The 19,738-nt window shown below is 51.8% G+C and carries 19 protein-coding genes; 5 read left to right on the top strand and 14 right to left on the bottom strand.

Features of this window, described 5'->3' with window-relative positions:
- Nucleotides 1-417, top strand: a complete 417-nt coding sequence (sufE, locus tag ACLJNW_RS04835) for a cysteine desulfuration protein SufE (RefSeq protein ID WP_000729469.1) — start codon at nt 1-3, stop codon at nt 415-417.
- A 154-nt stretch (nt 418-571) separates the two neighbouring features.
- Nucleotides 572-1,573, top strand: a complete 1,002-nt coding sequence (locus ACLJNW_RS04830) for a L,D-transpeptidase family protein (protein ID WP_024154573.1) — start codon at nt 572-574, stop codon at nt 1,571-1,573.
- A 66-nt stretch (nt 1,574-1,639) separates the two neighbouring features.
- On the opposite strand, the gene ACLJNW_RS04825 is transcribed toward ACLJNW_RS04830, so the two are convergent.
- From ACLJNW_RS04825 to ttrB, 11 genes are all read right to left on the bottom strand, one after another.
- A complete protein-coding gene (locus ACLJNW_RS04825) occupies nt 1,640-1,879 on the bottom strand; it encodes a major outer membrane lipoprotein (RefSeq protein ID WP_000198781.1) in 240 nt (79 codons plus the stop codon).
- Between the two features lie 80 nt (nt 1,880-1,959).
- Nucleotides 1,960-2,202 carry a major outer membrane lipoprotein gene (locus tag ACLJNW_RS04820; RefSeq protein ID WP_001521603.1) on the bottom strand — a complete coding sequence of 81 codons (243 nt, stop codon included), beginning with the start codon at nt 2,200-2,202 and terminating at the stop codon, nt 1,960-1,962.
- Nucleotides 2,203-2,283: 81 nt separating this feature from the next.
- On the bottom strand, nt 2,284-2,520 hold the full coding sequence (gene lpp / locus ACLJNW_RS04815) for a murein lipoprotein Lpp (RefSeq protein WP_001082307.1): 237 nt from the start codon (nt 2,518-2,520) through the stop codon (nt 2,284-2,286).
- A gap of 310 nt (nt 2,521-2,830) precedes the next feature.
- Nucleotides 2,831-4,243, bottom strand: a complete 1,413-nt coding sequence (gene pykF / locus ACLJNW_RS04810; protein WP_000751447.1) for a pyruvate kinase PykF — start codon at nt 4,241-4,243, stop codon at nt 2,831-2,833.
- A 401-nt stretch (nt 4,244-4,644) separates the two neighbouring features.
- Entirely contained in the window at nt 4,645-5,988 is a 1,344-nt protein-coding gene (locus ACLJNW_RS04805) for an APC family permease (RefSeq protein ID WP_000756089.1), read from the bottom strand.
- Between the two features lie 21 nt (nt 5,989-6,009).
- Entirely contained in the window at nt 6,010-6,903 is an 894-nt protein-coding gene (locus ACLJNW_RS04800; protein WP_024154574.1) for a proline iminopeptidase-family hydrolase, read from the bottom strand.
- Nucleotides 6,904-6,961: 58 nt separating this feature from the next.
- Nucleotides 6,962-7,699, bottom strand: coding sequence for a glutamine amidotransferase (locus ACLJNW_RS04795; protein ID WP_000697187.1), 738 nt, complete (start codon nt 7,697-7,699; stop codon nt 6,962-6,964).
- An 11-nt stretch (nt 7,700-7,710) separates the two neighbouring features.
- Nucleotides 7,711-8,937 carry a PfkB family carbohydrate kinase gene (locus ACLJNW_RS04790; RefSeq protein WP_000471815.1) on the bottom strand — a complete coding sequence of 409 codons (1,227 nt, stop codon included), beginning with the start codon at nt 8,935-8,937 and terminating at the stop codon, nt 7,711-7,713.
- A gap of 322 nt (nt 8,938-9,259) precedes the next feature.
- Nucleotides 9,260-12,322, bottom strand: coding sequence for a tetrathionate reductase subunit TtrA (ttrA, locus tag ACLJNW_RS04785; protein WP_023209342.1), 3,063 nt, complete (start codon nt 12,320-12,322; stop codon nt 9,260-9,262).
- Complete coding sequence (ttrC, locus tag ACLJNW_RS04780; RefSeq protein ID WP_024154575.1) at nt 12,315-13,337, bottom strand: tetrathionate reductase subunit TtrC; 1,023 nt, start codon at nt 13,335-13,337, stop codon at nt 12,315-12,317. The genes ttrA and ttrC overlap by 8 nt, the downstream gene beginning before the upstream one ends.
- A complete protein-coding gene (gene ttrB, locus ACLJNW_RS04775) occupies nt 13,338-14,072 on the bottom strand; it encodes a tetrathionate reductase subunit TtrB (protein WP_001518945.1) in 735 nt (244 codons plus the stop codon).
- A gap of 181 nt (nt 14,073-14,253) precedes the next feature.
- Between ttrB and ttrS the strand changes: the two genes are divergently transcribed.
- The 3 genes from ttrS (at nt 14,254) to fumD (ending at nt 16,937) form a co-directional block, all read left to right on the top strand.
- Complete coding sequence (ttrS, locus tag ACLJNW_RS04770) at nt 14,254-16,032, top strand: tetrathionate respiration histidine kinase TtrS (protein ID WP_077910358.1); 1,779 nt, start codon at nt 14,254-14,256, stop codon at nt 16,030-16,032.
- Nucleotides 16,007-16,627 carry a tetrathionate respiration response regulator TtrR gene (gene ttrR, locus ACLJNW_RS04765; RefSeq protein WP_000190927.1) on the top strand — a complete coding sequence of 207 codons (621 nt, stop codon included), beginning with the start codon at nt 16,007-16,009 and terminating at the stop codon, nt 16,625-16,627. Before ttrS ends, ttrR begins: the two co-directional genes overlap by 26 nt.
- Nucleotides 16,628-16,724: 97 nt before the next feature.
- Nucleotides 16,725-16,937: a fumarate hydratase FumD gene (gene fumD, locus ACLJNW_RS04760; protein ID WP_000165779.1), complete on the top strand. Its 213-nt coding sequence runs from the start codon at nt 16,725-16,727 to the stop codon at nt 16,935-16,937.
- Between the two features lie 95 nt (nt 16,938-17,032).
- Here fumD and mlrB read toward each other — a convergent pair whose 3' ends face one another.
- The 3 genes from mlrB to ACLJNW_RS04745 all read right to left on the bottom strand — a co-directional run bounded on the left by mlrB (nt 17,033) and on the right by ACLJNW_RS04745 (nt 19,709).
- Nucleotides 17,033-17,992 (bottom strand): transcriptional regulator MlrB, encoded by a 960-nt coding sequence (mlrB, locus tag ACLJNW_RS04755; protein ID WP_023204417.1) that lies wholly within the window; start codon nt 17,990-17,992, stop codon nt 17,033-17,035.
- 171 nt (nt 17,993-18,163) lie between these two features.
- On the bottom strand, nt 18,164-18,892 hold the full coding sequence (locus ACLJNW_RS04750; protein WP_000122320.1) for a MerR family transcriptional regulator: 729 nt from the start codon (nt 18,890-18,892) through the stop codon (nt 18,164-18,166).
- A 178-nt stretch (nt 18,893-19,070) separates the two neighbouring features.
- On the bottom strand, nt 19,071-19,709 hold the full coding sequence (locus ACLJNW_RS04745) for a two component system response regulator (protein ID WP_000666335.1): 639 nt from the start codon (nt 19,707-19,709) through the stop codon (nt 19,071-19,073).
- Nucleotides 19,710-19,738: the final 29 nt, after the last annotated feature.

Below are 19,738 nucleotides of genomic sequence, written 5' to 3'. Positions count from 1 at the left end.
ATGGCTGCGCTACCGGATAAAGAAAAATTGCTGCGTAACTTTACGCGTTGCGCTAATTGGGAAGAGAAATATTTATATATTATTGAGTTGGGGCAGCGCCTGGCGGAGTTAAATCCGCAGGATCGTAATCCGCAAAATACGATTCATGGCTGTCAGAGCCAGGTGTGGATCGTGATGCGGCGAAACGCCAACGGCATTATCGAATTGCAGGGCGACAGCGACGCGGCGATCGTTAAGGGCCTTATGGCGGTGGTATTTATTTTGTACCACCAAATGACGGCGCAGGATATTGTGCATTTTGATGTCCGGCCATGGTTCGAAAAAATGGCGCTTACGCAGCACCTCACGCCTTCTCGTTCTCAGGGGCTGGAAGCAATGATTCGCGCAATTCGCGCTAAGGCCGCCACTTTTAGCTAAACTGTACAGACAGCGTTCTACCTGATGTCAAATCCTTTGTCGGACGGCGACGTCGCTTTATCCAGAGTGGACAGAGCGTATATTTTGTTGTTCTGATAAGCGAAGCGCTACCAGTCGTCGCAGAGGGCATCACCAGGAATACAGGAGGTTTGGTATGAAACGTGCGTCTTTCATTACGCTAACTATTATCGGCGCGTATAGCGCGTTACAGGCAGCCTGGGCGGTTGATTATCCATTACCGCCCGAAGGCAGCCGTCTTATTGGTCAGAATCAAACCTATACCGTACAGGAAGGTGATAAAAACCTGCAGGCTATCGCCCGGCGTTTTGATACGGCGGCGATGCTCATTCTTGAAGCGAACAATACGATTGCGCCGGTGCCTAAGCCCGGTACGCTAATTACCATTCCCTCGCAGATGCTATTGCCGGATGCGCCCAGGGAAGGCGTTATCGTCAACCTCGCGGAGCTACGGCTGTATTATTACCCGCCGGGAGAAAACCGCGTTCAGGTGTATCCCATCGGCATCGGTTTGCAGGGACTGGAAACTCCCGTCATGGACACCCGGATAGGGCAAAAGATCCCCAACCCGACGTGGACGCCGACGGCGGGCATACGCCAACGTTCGCTTGAGCGAGGGATCACGCTGCCGCCGGTGATCCCTGCCGGGCCAAATAACCCGCTGGGACGCTATGCGCTGCGTCTGGCGCACGGTAATGGGGAATATCTCATTCATGGCACCAGCGCGCCGGATAGCGTAGGTCTGCGCGTGAGTTCCGGTTGCATTCGCATGAACGCGCCGGACATCAAAGCGTTATTTGCGCAGGTCAGAACGGGGACGCCGGTAAAAGTGATTAACCAGCCGGTGAAATTCTCTGTCGAGCCGAATGGCATTCGTTATGTAGAGGTACACAGGCCGCTATCGCCGGAAGAAGAGCAAAACGTGCAGACGATGCCCTATGTGTTGCCTGCGGAATTTACCGCGTTCAGAAACGCGCAAGGGGTGGATAGTCGCCTGGTCGATAAGGCGCTATACCGGCGAGCCGGGTATCCTGTCAGCGTGAGCGCCGGGCAGATGCCGACGGTAAATACGACCGCAGTCGAATCCGCTCAGAACGGTTTTGTCGGGGAAGAGGGGCAAACGCGCGCGACGCAGTAGCCTTTGCAGCAAACGACGGACAAAAAAATGGCGCACGATGTGCGCCATTTTATATTGTGCGTCAAATTATTTACAGATGCGGAATACTTTGTTGTCCAGACGTTGGTTCGCGCGAGCAGCATCGTCTTTAGCAGCCTGAACGTCGGAACGCATTGCATTTACGTCATTACTCAGTTGCTCAACTTTAGCGCTCAGCGTCTGTACATCGGAAGACAACTGATCGATTTTAGCGTTGCTGGAACAACCTGTCAGTAACGTGGAACCCAGAACTGCTGCACCTAAGATCAGCTTGTTAGTACGGGTCATAATAATATCCTTATATTATGCATGGTTATTCGAGTAAAGAAATGGCGCACGATGTGCGCCATTTTATATCGTGCGTCAAATTACTTACGGACGTGGGATACTACTTTGTTGTCCAGACGCTGGTTCGCGCGAGCTGCGTCGTCTTTAGCAGCCTGAACGTCGGAACGCATTGCATTTACGTCATTACTCAGTTGCTCAACTTTAGCGCTCAGCGTCTGTACATCGGAAGACAACTGATCGATTTTAGCGTTGCTTGAACAACCTGCCAGTAACGTGGAACCCAGAACTACTGCACCTAAGATCAGCTGGTTAGTACGGTTCATAACAATAACATTATACTTTGTGTGGTTATGTGGGTAAAAAAATGGCGCACGATGTGCGCCATTTTTATTACGCAGGTACTATTACTTACGGTATTTAGTAGCCTGGTTGTCCAGACGCTGGTTAGCGCGAGCTGCGTCGTCTTTAGCAGCCTGAACGTCGGAACGCATTGCGTTCACGTCGTTGCTCAGCTGGTCAACTTTAGCGTTCAGAGTCTGAACGTCAGAAGACAGCTGATCGATTTTAGCGTTGCTGGAGCAACCAGCCAGCAGAGTAGAACCCAGGATTACCGCGCCCAGTACCAGTTTAGTACGATTCATTATTAATACCCTCTAGATTGAGTTAATCTCCATGTAGCGTTACAAGTATTACACAAACTTTTTTATGTTGAGAATATTTTTTTGATGGGAATGCACTTATTTTTGATCGTTCGCTCAAAGAAGCATCGAAATGCATGAAAGTCCCTAAAAAACCGAAAGAAAACAGGGGGCTTCCATCGGATTCTTCTTAGATAATCCGCAATTAGATAGTAAAATCCGATTTGATTTTTTTATTAATAGTGGCTATCGATTAAATAAAAAAAGCGCCGGAAGGGCGCTTTTTTAAACAAATTAATTCACACAACAATTATTACAGTACGTGAACAGAGGCGGTGTTAGTGGTGCCGCTTGGAACCAGCGCGCCGGAGACCATCACTACGACGTCGCCTTTCTGGGCGAGGCCGCTTTGCAGGGCGACATCTTTGCCCAGACGGTAGAAATCATCAGTAGAATTGATTTCTTTCACCAGCTGCGATACCACGCCTTTGCTCAGTACTAACTGACGGGCGGTCACTTCATTGGTGGTCAATGCCAGGATGGTGGCGTCCGGGAAGTATTTACGCACGGCGCGAGCGGATTTACCGCCCTGGGTCGCTACCACGATCAGCGGCGCTTCCAGTTTTTCGGCGGTTTCTACCGCACCGCGGCATACCGCTTCCGTAATGCGCAGTTTACGGCTGTCGTTGTTGTAGTCCAGACGGCTGTTCATGACGCGGTCGGTACGTTCGCAGATGGTCGCCATGATAGAAACGGCTTCCAGCGGGTATTTCCCTTTGGCGGATTCGCCGGACAGCATAACCGCATCCGTACCGTCGAGGATGGCGTTCGCTACGTCGCCTGCTTCTGCGCGGGTCGGACGCGGGTTTTTGATCATAGAATCCAGCATCTGAGTCGCGGTGATCACGACTTTACGTGCGCGGATACATTTTTCGATCATCATTTTCTGCGCAAAAATCACTTCTTCAACCGGGATTTCTACGCCCAGGTCGCCACGCGCAACCATGATGCCGTCGGAAGCTTCGAGAATTTCATCGAAGTTGTTCAGGCCTTCCTGGTTTTCGATCTTAGAGATAATCTGGATGTTTTCGCCGCCGTGGGCTTTCAGATGCTCGCGAATTTCGACAACGTCAGAACGTTTACGGATAAAGGACGCCGCAACAAAGTCAACGCCCTGTTCGCAACCGAAGATCAGGTCCTGTTTGTCTTTTTCAGCCAGCGCCGGCAGAGCAATAGAAACGCCCGGCAGGTTAACGCCTTTGTTCTCGCCCAGATCGCCGTTGTTCAGCACCTTACAAATGACTTTATTGCCTTCGATGGCGGTCACTTCCATACCGATCAGACCATCGTCAACCAGGACGGTGTTGCCAACGCTCAGGTCGCTGGTGAAGCCTTCATAGGTGACGGCAACGATTTCATTATTACCGACCACGGATTTGTCGGTGGTAAAAGTGAAGGTTTGACCCGCTTTCAGCGAAACGTCGTTACCGCCTTCCAGTTTAATGGTGCGGATTTCTGGTCCTTTAGTATCAAGCAGAATAGCGGCTTTTTTACCGGTTTTGCTCATCACGTTGCGCAAATTCTGGATACGCTGACCGTGTTCTGCATAATCGCCATGAGAGAAGTTCAGACGCATCACGTTCATGCCCGCGTCCAGCATTTTGCTTAACATCTCTTCGGATTCGGTTTTCGGACCGATAGTACAAACAATTTTCGTCTTTTTCATGACAGTCTTAGTCTTTAAGTTGAGGAGGATATGGAAATCTGGCTTCGGGCGCGCACGGCCCGGAAGCTAAGCCTGTGTTGCTAAAGTGATGATGCCTCGCTCTAAGGATAGGTGACATCGAAAGAGCGTGCAGAGGAATGTGTGCTCGCGTTTCAGCCCAACGGGAAGGGGATAATTTTAGTCGTTGAGTTTTACAGTCCAATGCGCTGAAACCATTCAAGAGACAATTGGCGCGCATTATACGCTGAAATTTACAAAAAAGGAAAATGAAAACCCTGTTTCAAAAGACATCTGTGCAGATCCACAACGGTTTGTTATTACGCTGTTTACGATGTCGCTGGCGATAACGCCGCCCGAACAGGGGCGGCGTTGCGCAACGGCGGGTGTTGTTGCGCATAATGTCAATCGAGCAACTTTTTGCCTTCCAGGTCGATGGCGATGTTTTGGTTGTGTGCTTTTCGATAGCACAGAATCGCTATCCCGATGGCCGCCCAGCTAATTCCGAGTATCAGAGCGTGAATGTTCATGTTTAAACAGACGTAGCCGATGACGATCATCCCCATGATCGGCGAAATGACATGGGCGAAAATGCGCCGCTGGGCTTTCATCCGGAAATTGAACAGGATAAACACACACAGGTTCACGACAAAAAAAGCGAAAAGCGCGCCAAAGTTCACCAGCGTGGAGATAGATTCAATCTTGCCGGAAAACAGGTAGCTGAGCAGCAGGGTGACGCCGCCGGTAAACAGAATGGCATAATCCGGCGTTTTACGCGTGGTATGGACGTGAGCGAGGAAGGCGGGCAACATTCGGTCGCGCCCCATTGAAAATAACACTCTGGACACCGCCGTTTGCGCGGTAATAATGTTGCCGACGGCGCACACAAACGCCACAATGATGGAAAACGCCACTTTGAGCCAGATACCGCCAACGTTGCCGGCAATGGTGAAAAATGCTTCATTCGTCGCATTACCTTCCGCGAAGCGGTCGACGTTACCGGTGGCGAACGCCGCAAACGCCACAACGATAATAAATAGTACCGTCGCCAAAACTAACGCCAACAGCGTTGCTTTACTGACGGCGCGTCCCCCGCCTTCGCTTTCTTCACTTAATGTACTGATAGCGTCAAAGCCGAGAAAGTTCAGCGCAGCCACCGAAATCGCCGTCGCGATGAGCCCTGGGGTGAACCACTGTGAATCGAAAAAAGGCCGGAAGGAAAGCGTTATCTGACTACTGTCCAGCAGCATCAGACGGACAATGAGTAGCACGAAAATCGCCAGAATACCGAGTTGAATAAAGACCAGTAACTTATCGAATTTCGCCGTTTGCTGTATCCCGAGATAGTTGACTCCGGTGCCAATAGCCACATAAATCAACGGCCAGACCCAGACCGGGATTTGCGGTAAAATAGCGTGGACCGCGACGCCGCCCAGCACTGCCACGAGCGTAGGGAACAAAAGATAATCCAGCAGTAATATCCATCCGGTCAGAAACCCTACGGCGGGATTAATGCATACGCCAGCATACGCATAGGCCGAACCCGACGAGGAGATATGTTGCGATAAGGTAGAGTAGCTGTACGCGGTAAAAAACATCGCGATCGCGCCAATAATATAAACCAGCGCAACCATACCGTGCGAAAGATTATAAACGACGCCATAAAGAGAGACTGGCGCGATAGGCACCATAAACACCAGACCATAAAGCACTAAATCGGTAAGAGACAATTTTTTGACTTTTTTCATGATAAATACCTTAATGGCTTTTTATGCCAGATCGCGTAAAAACGCGCTTACCGCTGCGAGGCAGGGCGCGATATTTTCTTCATGCGGGTTATGGCTGCTGCCGGGAATAGTGACCGCGCGGCAGTCTGAAATGTGAGAGAGAAGCGGAGAGACGACGCGCTCGGTTGCCTGATCGTTTTCGCCGCGTAGTACCAGAACAGGACAGAGTATCTGGCACAAATGGGGCGTAATATCCCAGTCGGCAAGTTTGCCATTTGCCGCCAGTTCATTGGTTCCCCATAAAATGTGATAACCCGTAGGGTCGGCGGCGAACTGCGCATTAGAGCGCTGAACATGAACGGCTTCTTCCGCGAGGGTATAAACGTGTCTGGCATAATAAGCGACCAGCTGTTCCGGTGGGTTTTGATAAATGACGGCGGGCATAATGACGTTTTTGATATCGTCATCGGACATTGGCGTCAGAGCGTTAAAGAGCCGTATGGCTTCCTGTTGCCACAGGGCGATACTGGCCGGCGAACTGGCCAGTATCGTCCCGCGAAGCCCGGCAGGCTGTAAGCAGGCGTGCTCTGCGGCAAGCATTCCGCCCCAGGAATGTCCCAGTATCGAATACCCGTGTCCAATACCCAGGTGATGAATTAATTGGGTTAATTGACGGAGATAACGCGCAATAGTCCAGAAAGACGCGTCAGCATGAGGAAAATGCGTTGAACGACCGCAGCCATATTGATCGTAAAATATTACCATGCGCCCGTCATCAGCCAGACGGCGATAATTTAATAAATAATCAAAGCCGCCAGAAGGGCCGCCATGAAGGATAATGAGCGGCGTGAGTAATGATTTTCTGTCTCCATAAATCCGATAGCTTGTCAATATGTTTTCAGAAAAAATTTCGCCATAGAGATAAGTATCATTCATATTCTTAATGACTCAGTGTGTGGCAGGGCAGGCGAAATTTATATTCGCCTGGGTAATATTATTTTTTTATTGTGTGTAAAACATTACACCAGAAGGTGGCGTAATGTTCCCATTGCAGAAACTGCGGGCTTCCCCAGTGCGGCGAACAATCACTGGCAAAGCAACATACTTTCCCTTTATGGTAAGTACCCATAACTAACAGTGGATCGCCATTAATTTCAGCAAGGACTTGACTATTTTCTTTGGCGATAAGCTTGTTATAGCCCAACAGCGGCGGCCATTCGCTAAATGGCTGGGTAATAACATGCTCTACCGCAGTATTTACTGCTTTACATCCTTGCGGTAGTTCTACGCGGTCATCTACATCCAGCATATCAACCGGCAATACCTCCGCCAGAACCGTATTTTTATAATTGGCTTTTGCTTCTATTCCCGTAAAGGATAAATACCCGCCGATCATCAACAGACCGCCGCCCTCAGCAACATAATCGGCGATAAGTTGTAATGCATCAGGAATAATGTCCATATTATAAAACGTTCTGTTTTGTAGCAGGAACGTATTGCTACCGATATCACTGATGACGATCGCATCATAGCAGGCTAATGCTTCGGCGGTTTGTGGAAAACGAGTTTGCACAATATGGGCAGGCATGTAGTCTACATCGATATTACCCTGGCGTAAGCAGGATAATAAATAGTCTGCGCCTTCTTCGTATTTGCTCGATGTAAAGCTATCAAAACCTTTAGAGTGAATCATATGAATGTGCCAGGATTCGCCAATAAATAAAATTTTCATTATGTCACCTGTTAATTAATGTGAATGACTTTATTAGATTGGGTACGCATTCGATGTAAAACCTGCAAGTGCTGAGGCATACTCGACGCACCGACTTGTTCCACCGCCAGAGAAGCGAAAGCGGAGGCATATTGAATGGCTGCGACCATGTCTGCTTGTCGCGCCAGCGCGGCGGCTAAGGCGCCATTAAAAGCGTCACCGGCCCCGGCGGCATCTTTTACCACGGCGCTCCACGCAGGAATATACAACGTGCGGGCGTGCTCACAGAGCAGAGATCCACGGGCGCCAAGGGTAATGATGACTTTTTTCACCCCGGATTGCAGAATAATATTTCCGGCTTTTTTCGCATCATTAATATCAGTAATGGTTACACCGGATAAAAAAGAGGCTTCAGTTTCATTCGGCGTGATGATGTCAATATCAGATAATAAATGCGTCACCTGTTTCGTATAGGGGGCAGGATTTAGCATGATCATTTTATTTTCTTGTTTTCCCAGGCGAATAAATTCAGTCAACGCTTCAATGTTCGTTTCGAGCTGCATTAACATAACGTCAGACTCGGCGATATAACGGTGTTGCTCGTTAATCTCTTGCGTGGTGAGCATCATATTGGCGCCAGGGTAGATGGCGATAATATTATCGCCATCCACGGCGGAGACATAGATCAATGCGCTACCGGTGGGCGCTTTATCTGTTTGATACGCGCTGTATGAGGCGATACCTGATTGAATAATATGATTCATAGCAAATGCGCTGAACTGATCTTTGCCCACTTTAAAAATAAAATGTGCCGCAGCGCCGGCATTGTTCGCCGCTAAAGCCTGGTTGGCTCCTTTACCGCCAGGATAGAATCCAAATTGACTGGCCAGAATGGATTCTCCGCTTTGTGGAAACCACGGCACGGTTGCTGAAACATCAATATTGAATGAGCCTAAAACACACACCTTGCCTGCTTTTTTTGTGTTTTCCCGGCGCAGTTTTGCATCCTGATGGATTGGCGTGGCGATAGTGCTGGAGATATCAATCTTATTTTCAGTGATAAGCTTACTCAGCGCGTCACGGTTTAAAATCCCTCCGCCATAGCAACGCTGAAGCATACCTGATTTCTGGAAATAGCGTAGATCGGAACGAATAGTCTCCTGGCTAACCTTATAAAGGTCTGAAAGTTTACTGACGCTAACACTATTATCCTTTATCAGTAAATTAATGATGGCATGACGTCTTTCTTCTTTAAACATATTGCCTCCGGGTAGTGAGTTGAATTGTATTTATGGCAATGTTGTCATGCGGTGAATTCAATCACAGATTATGCGGTCAACCGGAAGTAACCCCAAATGAATGTCAATAATCAGAAGCGCAGCCAATGTGTTAAATATTAATTGCTTACAGAAGGGGAAAATAGTTTTGTGAGTGTTGTCATATATTTTCTATGTAATATGACGGGGTGAACGTAAAATAGTTGGGCTTGCACGATTCAGTGAGTATATGCAGCCGGACAGCGTTCGCTTATCAGTCGCTACCCTCGACGAAATAAGACGATATCGCTCTCCGGCACGGGGGTTATATACGCTCGATTTTTGCCGGCAGCCCCTGACGTACTGCCGCGCCAGAAACCCAGTCGAGCCAGGTGTTGGTAATGGTTCTTGTCGGATCGGCAAAGCCCAGATCGTTAAGATTTATGCCTGCCCTGATTTGTGGATCATACGGCATAGGCACGCCATCCAGAGAGTGCTGCGTTGCGCCCATCTCGCGGTGGCCATATCCGTGTTCGATGGCGATGACGCCTGGCATCACGCCATTTAACAAACTGATTTGCGCCACGACCTGACCGCCCGGCGTAATGATCCGTACCCGATCGCCATGTTGCAGTCCATAACGCTCGCCGTCTTGCGGATTCAGCGCCACCAGGTTTGCTGGCTTCACATGGTGTAAGCGCGGGATGACGGCTGTTGAGCTGGACATGGTATTTGATTTAAATGAAATCAGTTTCAGCGGCCATTGCCCAATGGGAAACTGGTCGTCAATCGCACGACCATCTGACAAACGCGCCGGATACCAGACCGGGCAACCGCTGAAGCGCTCCCCGGTGATGGCGTGACGGTGGGCGGCGACATCTGCATTCCAGATCTGTAAGGGTTTTTTCCACGCGTTACCTAACCGTTGCTCCGTATAGCCGCTATCCTCGGGCGCAAACCGGCCGCCACGCGAGTAGATAAACGCCACGCGACCGACCTCATCAGCTTTAAGCGTGTGCTGAATTGCTGGCAGAATGCGGCTGACGCCGGTAAGCGAAATATCTTCCTGATTTGCCAGCGCGACCGGCGTCTTGCCCATAAAGGCGATATTAGCGGCTACGCGCAGATAGAAGTCTTCCGCCCGGTTCAGTGGAAAAGTATTGCCCTGCGGATCGGTTATCGCCCGGTCGCCGAAGCCGGGCAGATGGAGCCGTTTTGCTACCGCAATACAAAATGCTTCCATTGAGACAGGTTGCCCGTCCACCGTTCGGCGAGTGGCGGGGGCGACAACCGGCCAGCGGGCGGTAGTGGCTTTACTGGCTACGCCGCCCCAGGGCGCCGTAAAGCCCCAGCTCTCAAAATTGTGCGTATCCGGCACAATGTAATCCGCCAGCGCCGTCGTTTCATTCATAAAGGCGTCAATCGCGATAAAGAGCGGCAGTCGGCGAGGGTCTTTTAGCTTTTCTTCCGCCACGGCGCGTAGACCGGGAACACCGTAAAACGGGTTGCTCATATTGGAAATCCAGGCTTTAAGCGGATAAGGATAGCCTTCGAGCGCGGAGGTCAACAGTTCGGTAAGCTGGCCTGCCACAAAGGGATACCACGGCGCTTTGGCTGGATAAGGGGATTGCCCGCCGGCAATTTTGTCGCGGTATTCTTCCGATGCTTCATAAGCGGTTTTGCTACGGGCAATACTTAACCCGGACGGTTTCACTTTTCCGGCAAAACTGTTCATGTTGTAGCGGGGGCCGTCGCTAACGCCGTTGAATTTGCCGCCGCCGACAAAGACGCCGCCGGACAAGCTGAGGTTGCCGATCAGCGCGTTAAGCATCATGACCGACCAGGCGTTATAAAACCCATTGCCGGCCATCATGCCGCCGTGACTGATGACTGCGGCTTTACGTCCGTGAGCGGTAAAGGTTTCCGCCAGCGCGATAATTTGCGCTTCCGGCACGCCGCACTGTTCGCTGTATTGCGCCAACGAGAGCTTTTCTGCCGCCTCTTTCAGGCGTTGCAACCCGCTCTTCACCGTGACCCGTTGGCCGTCGGCGAGCGTAACGTACTGCGTCACGAAAAGCCGTGCCTGTCGGCAAGTGGACGCATCGACCAACTCGCCGTCGGTATTCAGCACGACAGGGGTCTCTTCGCCATCGGGCGTAAGATGGCGCAGCGTCAGGTGTTGTCCGGCAAGCGTCGGCAGTTCATCCGCAATGACCAGGTGCGTGGCGTTGGTCCAACTTTGCTCGCCGGCCTGCTGCATCGCCTGTACGCCGGGAATCGCCAGATAATCAGCATTATAACGTTGATTATCCATGATCCAGCGGATCATCCCCATTGCCAGCGCCGAATCGCTGCCGGGCATGACCGGTTGCCAGCGACCGCGAGGATCGGCGAGCACCGTTGATAAGGGCAGGGCGGGGGCGACCACGACGTATTGAAAATTCTCACGCAGCCGGGCGCTCGCCAACTGACGCGCCTGGCGTTTAAACGGATTACCGGACTGTGCCGGGGAGGTGCCCATAAAGAGCGCAAACTCCACGTTTTCCCAGTCGGGTTTGACATGCGGGTTTTTATCCAGATCGCCCATTAGCGCCCCGGAGCCGGCCCGGTAAGCCAGTCCACAGTAGGCGCCATGCGCGCCGAAATTCTTGCTGCCGAAGCTATTTAGCGCAAAACGACGCAGAAACGCATCGCGGCCTTCGTCGCTGGTATTCGTGACCAGTAACTGATTGGTTTTGGGCCCGAAACTGGGGTGCTTTGCGTCAATTGGCGTATCCGGCGCATGAATCGCGCGCAGTCCGTCCACATGACCTTCGCCAAACAGATCGCCGCCTTCCACGACTTCTTCAATAAGTTGCTCAAAGCTGATGCGCTGCCATTTCCCTTCGCCGCGTTTACCCACGCGTTTCATCGGTTCAAGCAGTCGTAGCGGACTGTACAGGCTTTCCAGCAGCGTGGCGCCGCGCGCGCAGGCGGTTGAGCGGGCGTCAAGACCGCTTTCTCCCGCCAGTTGCTCCATGGCTTCGCTAAAAGGGACGGACGAGTCAATCGGGTGTTCCTGCGACAAGGGGTGATAGGGATTGCCGGCGATGCGTATCACTTTGCCATCGGCATTAACCCGGGCGCGGATACCGCACTGTGTCCAACAGCCGAAGCATTGCGTCATGGCGATGGTTTGTTGTGGATTTTGCTGCCAGTGCGTTTGCGCCTGCGCCTCCGGAATTAACGCATTGCCAAAGATGCGGTCGCGCGTTACCTTGCCGGATGTCCCGTTTAACAGGCCATCAATTGCGCGTTTCGCCACATCACGGTAGCTCAGACCAAAAGTGACCATCCCACCGACGGCGAGACCGACTTTTAGCCACTGACGACGGGTTAAATTAGCCATGTTGTAATCTCCTGGTGAGTCCGTTCAGCGTTTCACGAATAATAATCAGTAGCGCTATCCACAGGCCGAAGGTGCCGAGAATAGCCAGCCAGCCATCCGTTCCGCCTGGTAACGAGTAAGGGTTAAATTGCGCGTTGAACTTGGGGACGGTTTGTACCTGAATCAACAATGTCCAGCGCATCAGCCAACATAGCGCCAGCGCGCTGAGAACCAGCAGGACGCGTCTTAGCTGTGATAACGGATGGCGTAGCGCCAGGCTACAGAACAGCAGTGTGCATACCCACAGCGCTACCCAGCCGACAGCGTAATATTTGGCTGACAGGGCGACGGTAATCCACTGACGGATTGCCGTGCCGGAAAGCGTATCGCCGCTAACCCACATGGCCACAACCAGCCCCAGCGCCGCCAGCGTCCAGAGTTGTCCCCACAATATTTTTGGCAGCCTTACCGAGTCGCGTCGGGCGGCGACAATCATCAGCGCGAAGAACGCCTGTAAGGCGCTAAGAAACATCGCCACGGGGAAGGCGTAGCTAAACCAGATTGGGCGCGCCAGCACAACGGAGACTTCGCGGCCGGTATAAATCAACAGGCCCACCGCGCAAAGTGCGCTGGCTAACGCCAACCATTTAGTGACGTTGTAACTTTTATTGAATAATCGTTTTATCTGCTGCGCCAGGAACCACAGAGCGAGAAATCCGGTAAACAGCGGCAGGAACAACGCTCCCCAGGGCATCCACGACCAGGGCGTCGGCCAGGCATAGAAATACCAGACGCGGGCAGTCTGGTGCAGATCCGCCGTCAGCGCCAGCGGTGCGGTAATCGCACAGGTAATGGCAATCAGTAATGCCCGATTTTCTTCTGTTGCGGCGTCTTTTTTCCGCCAGTGAAGATAACAGGCAAACAGTGCGGCGCAGGCGGCAATGCCAATAAAAAAGAAATATTGTACCGCCCACGGCAGCCAACTAATGTCCTGCGGGTGAGCCAGCACTTCTTCAATGATGAGTGAATGCGTCATTCAGACCTCCTGCCAAAGCGCGGGCTGCGCACGGCCCATTAATGGGGTGACAAAGGCGTCGTCCAGACCCAGGTAGAAAACATGGGGCGACGTGCCGTTTTCCGGCTTTAATACCTTGATAGCGTCGCGATGTTGATGAAGCAGGGTGGCGATGCGGCTATGGGGATCTTTGATATCGCCAATAATACGCGCGCCGCCGACGCAGGACTCTACGCAAGCGGGTAACAGCCCGGCTTCCAGACGATGGACGCAAAACGTGCATTTATCGGCAGTTTGCGTTTCATGATTGATAAATCGGGCGTCGTAAGGACACGCCTGGACACAATAGGCGCAGCCGACGCAGCGTTTGTTATCCACCACCACAATGCCATCTTCCCGCTGAAAGGTGGCTTGTACCGGGCAGACCGGCACACAGGGGGGGTTATCGCAATGGTTGCACAGACGCGGCAATAGCACATTCGTGACTTCCTGACTACCTTCACGCTGGACCTGGTATTGGTTCACGGTCGTACGAAACGCGCCCTGCGGCGTTTGGTTTTCAATAGTGCAACTTACGGTACAGGACTGACAGCCGATACAACGCCGCAGGTCGATAAGCATGGCGTAACGGTGTCGGGGAGAGCCTTCATGCCGCTCCGGCGAAAAAGGAAATTTCGCTTCAGCCAGCGGAACCAGCGAGGCGCCAGCGGTCAGGACGCCGAGCTGCTGGAGAAATTGCCGTTTACTGCTGTCCATATTGACTCCCGTCCACATTGCCAACAATGAAACATTTGTCACGATGTTGGTTCATGTGTAATGAATAAAAAATGTTGATGATTTACAGTGTAAAAATCGAGACGGGGTGTGCTCTATTGTGGTTAACCACATACCCGGCTTGTTGTTGATCTAAAACAACATAATTGACAGGGATATTGGGGTGAGAGGTAAAACCGTAAGGCGCCTGGCGGTGTTGGCGGCAGTAGGGCTACTTTGTCATGGCGCGTGGGCAGGGACGTGGAATATCGGTATTTTGGCCATGCGCGGCGAGGCGTCTACGCGTAGCCACTGGCAACCGTTGGCAAAGACATTAAGCCAACAGCTTCCAGGCGAAACCTTTCATATCCAGCCGCTGGATCTGCATCAAATGCAGGAAGCCGTTAACCAGGGAACCGTGCAGTTTGTGATAACCAACCCGGCGCAATTTGTCCAACTGAACAGCCATGCGCCGCTGCGCTGGTTAGCTTCCCTGCGCTCCACGCGCGATGGGAAAGCAGTGAGTAATGTTATTGGCAGCGTTATTTTGACCCGACGCGATAGCGGCATCACCACGGCGCATGATCTCATCGGTAAGACCGTCGGCGCGATTGATGCTCAGGCGTTTGGCGGCTATTTATTAGGCTATAAAGCGCTCAGCGACGCGGGCTTACGCCCGGAGCGCGATTTTCATCTTCGTTTTACCGGATTTCCTGGCGATGCTTTAGTCTATATGCTGCGCGAAAAAGCGGTGCAGGCGGCAATTGTGCCAGTGTGCCTGTTAGAAAATATGGATCAGGAAGGATTGATTAATAAAAAGGACTTTATCGCGCTGCTTTCCCGACCGACGCCCCTGCCTTGCTTAACCAGTACGCCGTTATATCCTGACTGGTCGTTCGCGGCGCTACCTGCGGTAAGCGATGCGCTGGCGGATCGCGTAACGCGAGCGCTATTCAACGCGCCCGCCGCCGCGTCATTTCACTGGGGCGCGCCAGCGTCGACCAGTCAGGTGGAAGCGTTGCTGCGTGATGTTCGTCAGCACCCTCAGCAGCGTCGACTGTGGCTGGATGTCAAAAGTTGGTTAATCCAGCACCAGCTAATGGTCGGCGGCGTGATTCTGGCGTTCCTGTTGCTCACGCTCAATTATATTTGGGTCATGCTGCTGGTGCGTCGACGTGGAAAGCAACTGGAACGTAATAGCGTAGTCCTTCATCAGCATGAGCGGGCGCTGGAAACCGCCCGGCAAATGAGCGTGTTGGGTGAAATGACCTCCGGGTTTGCCCATGAGCTTAATCAGCCGCTTTCCGCGATTCGACATTATGCCCAGGGGTGCCTGATTCGACTGCGCGCTGCAGATGAACAGCATCCCTTGCTGCCGGCGCTGGAGCAGATTGACCAGCAGGCGCAACGCGGTGCGGATACTCTGCGTAACCTGCGTCACTGGGTCAGCCAGGCGCAGGGCAACCCGGTGCTAACCGAAGCGTGGAAGGCCATAGCCATTCGCGAGGCGATTGATCATGTCTGGCAATTGTTGCGTATGGCGCAACAGTTTCCGACAGTGACTCTGCATACCGAGGTTAGCGCTGCGCTGCGCGTAACGCTGCCGTCAGTGCTGCTGGAACAGGTGCTGGCGAATATCATTCTTAATGCGGCTCAGGCGGGCGCCACCCATTTATGGGTCGTTGCTGAACGCACTGAAAACGGCATCAGTATCGCTTTACAGGATAACGCCGGGGGAATCGATGAGGCGCTATTACGTCAGGCGTTTCAGCCGTTTATGACCACCCGCAAAGAGGGGATGGGCTTAGGGTTGGTGATTTGCCAGCGGCTGGTGCGGTATGGGCGGGGCGATATCAGTATCAGGACCCAGACCGCGCCGGACGGTCTGTCGGGAACGGAGGTCACGATACATTTCTTACATGAAAATGGGGGCAGGGATGGCGACAATTCATCTACTGGATGATGATACGGCGGTCACTAACGCGTGCGCGTTTTTACTGGAAAGTCTGGGATATGACGTAAAATGCTGGACGCAGGGGGCGGATTTTTTGGCGCAGGCCAGTCTGTATCAGGCCGGGGTCGTATTACTGGATATGCGAATGCCGGTACTGGATGGGCAGGGCGTTCATGATGCGTTGCGCCAGTGCGGAAGTACCCTGGCGGTTGTTTTTCTTACCGGGCATGGCGATGTACCGATGGCCGTGGAGCAGATGAAACGCGGCGCCGTCGATTTTCTGCAAAAACCGGTATCGGTAAAACCGCTACAGGCGGCGCTGGAGCGTGCGCTGACGGTTTCATCGGCAGCGGTGGCGCGTCGTGAGATTATACTGTGTTACCAGCAGTTGACGCCGAAAGAGCGTGAGCTGGCCAGCCTGGTGGCAAAAGGATTTATGAACCGTGAAATTGCGGAAGCGATGAATATCGCGGTGCGTACCGTAGAGGTGCACCGCGCCAGAGTCATGGAAAAAATGCAGGCCGGTAGCCTGGCGGAACTGATTAGGCGTTTCGAAAAAATGGCCTCGCCAGAGACCAGAATACGAACAACGTATGAGCCATGAATAATAAACTGCGTTATTTCTTTGATTTGCATCAAATTTTGTTTAATTGAGAAGACTGTTATATTCTGTTGGTTTGAGCTGGCGACGAGTAAAACGTATGACAAAACCGACAAAAGATGACGAACTGTACCGCGAGATGTGCCGGGTGGTGGGCAAGGTCGTGCTGGAAATGCGCGATCTGGGGCAGGAGCCTAAATATATTGTTATTGCGGGCGTGTTAAGAACCGCGCTGGCGAATCAACGCATCCAACGTAGCGCGTTAGAAAAACAGGCTATGGAAACCGTGATTAACGCTCTGGCGCGGTCATAGCCGCTATCAGGGTGGCAATAACGAAATCGCCTTTGAATCGTCGCGATTGTCACCATGGCGGGCGGGTTGCCCGCCGTTAGCGATGCGCAGGGTTATCAGGTGATGGCTAAGCGCAGCCCTAATGTATCAGGGTACGGCTCAAAATAATTCTGGCTGCGTAGATAGTCATCCGGATGTTCCGCCAGATAGTGCTTCAGCAGCGTTAACGGTGCCAGGATAGGTAGTCGGCCCGCCCGGTAGCCGAGAATCACCTCGCGTAATTCCGCGCGTTGCCTGCTGTTCAACGCGCGGTGAAAATAGCCCTGGATATGCATCAGCACATTGGTGTGATTTTTACGTGAAGCGGGGTGGCGCAGGATAGCCATCAGTTTTTCTCTGTATCGGACAAAGAAGGCATCCAGATCGTCCCACTCATGCAGACGCGCGACGAAAGGGCCAATTTCGCGGTAGCCGGCCTGGTGGTGGGCGAGAAGCTGAAGTTTATATCGGCTATGAAACGCGAGCAAACTGTGACGACTCAAGCCCAGCGCGCGTAGCGCATTTAATTCATGTAGCGCGAAAATACGTGCGATGAAATTTTCGCGTAGTACCGGATCGTGCAGGCGACCATCTTCCTCTATCGGCAGCCAGGGATATTTGTCCATCATCGCGGCGGTAAACAGCCCCGTGCCAGCTTTGCGGCCCCTGTTACCCTTTTCATCATACAGGCGAACGCGCTCCATTCCGCAACTGGGCGATTTTGCACACACAATAAACCCCGCCAGTTCGCCTATTGTTGGCAGAAACCGATCGGCAAAGGCATTCATTCGCTCGGTGACGTCATCGTGCGGGGCATGGCTATAGCGCATCCGAATGTCGCCACAGGTCGTCTGGATAAGACGCAGCGCAGGGCGGGGCACGGGCAGGCCGATCGCCAGCTCCGGGCAGATCGGTTTGTAGGCCACCCACGGTGCCAGAGAGTTCATGACAAAATCCATACGCTTATGTCCGCCATCAAAGCGTACCGCGGCGCCAGTCAGACATCCGCTAATGCCGACTACGGGTTTGTTATTCATGATTCCCCCTTATTGAAAGTACGACGACTGACGCCAATGGCGCAAAATGTTATCTCACGCTGATTTAAAACTTACACAACTTTGTTTTTTTGTCTAAGTTTTCGCGGAGATTTTTTTGATGTACTTAAATATCAATAAGATAGAATTAGGGGAAGAAATCTATTTCAGCGCTTATAGTGTGATAACCTCCAGCGAAGCGACCACGTTGCGCCACTGGGCAAGCTGTTTTTTCTGTCCGGCAGTGAGCTTTCCGGTGGTCACCAGGAACCATTTTCTCTGGGCGAACAGCTCGGGCGCCAGCACGGCTGGTGGAGAGGGAAGCACATTGAGCCGCAGCTCTTGTCCGGTACGAGTCAACGCTTCCAGCCAGATTTCACAGTGATCCGAGAGATGCCATCCGCTAATAAAGGCATTGTTGCCAGGCGCTTTTCTGTCGCCTTCAAGGCAAAAAGAGGTGTAGGCAATAATGATGCCATCCAGTATTTCGCGCAGCGTCATCACGGCGGGAAGGTGCGCGGACACTTTGCTGCGCAACGGACGCAATAAATGGGTCACCAGTTCTGCGCGAGGATATTCCCGGCCACAGTCATAAATCAACTGCCGCAGCGCGTCAATTCGCCCTTCGTGGAGATGTTGGAGCATCGTCTCCTGGATCGTTATCCAGTTATCGCCCAGGCGAATGACCGGACGCGACAGTAAGGGTTTGACCTGGCTTATCGGTACGCCTTTTCTCACCCAGTCGAGGATGCTAAGCGCTTGTCGAATATCGTCATCGCTGTATAAGCGATGCCCGCCATCAGTACGCTGCGGTTTCAATAAACCATAGCGTCGCTGCCATGCCCTTAGCGTGGCGGCATTGATACCGCATAGTCTGGCAAATTCGCCGATAGAATACGACATGGTAAAGCCCGTTAAATAAGGGGATTCTACTATATCATGATCAAATGAAGACTAAGGTAGTGATAAATGGTGCGGCATACCAGGGCATCCGTATGGATTTTGTCGATGATGAGCAATACTGCGTGGCGTAAGGCTCATCAAAATATGACCAATGCTTAATATCATCGGACGCCCCTGGTTAATACTCTATTAACCTCATTCTTCGGGCACAGTTAAGTAACTCTGTCACTTTATGAACCTGTAGCTTTCTCATCATATTCATCCGGTGTGTTTCGACGGTTTTTATACTGATATGTAGCTTTTCGCTGATCCCATGATTGGTATACCCCTCGTCAATAAGTTTAAGAACCTGACGCTCGCGCAAAGTAAGCAGTTGATGATTGGTCGTGTCAGCGTTTAATTCAGCCAGGATAGCTTCCCGATTCAACGTTGGGTCAATGTAACGCTTGTTTACTGCTACTGTTTGCAATGCCGCTAACAGAACTTGCTGACTACTGCTTTTTAAAACATAGCCATTAGCACCTGCGGCTAAAGTTTTAATGGTCATATACTCTTGTTGGTATGCTGTGTAAACCAGAATATTCATTGCTGGCCAACGCTGATGTAATTGAGGAATGATATCCAGGCCATTGATGCCAGGTAGACTAAGATCAAGGATAAGTATGTCAGGCTCGTATGCACAACAGGCATTATAAACCTCAAGACCATTTTTAACATGCTCTACAATTTTAAAATGAGGCCAGGGTAATAAGGCATTCATAATGCCGTTAATGATGATTTCATGATCGTCTACTAATAAGATCTTATATTCTTTCATTTTGCTGCCCTCGCGAAAATTAAGATAAT

The sequence above is a fragment of the Salmonella sp. SAL4457 genome, assembly GCF_046548235.1.
In the GTDB taxonomy this organism is placed as follows: Bacteria; Pseudomonadota; Gammaproteobacteria; order Enterobacterales; family Enterobacteriaceae; genus Salmonella; species Salmonella enterica.
This window is presented reverse-complemented; position numbering and strand designations above follow the sequence as displayed.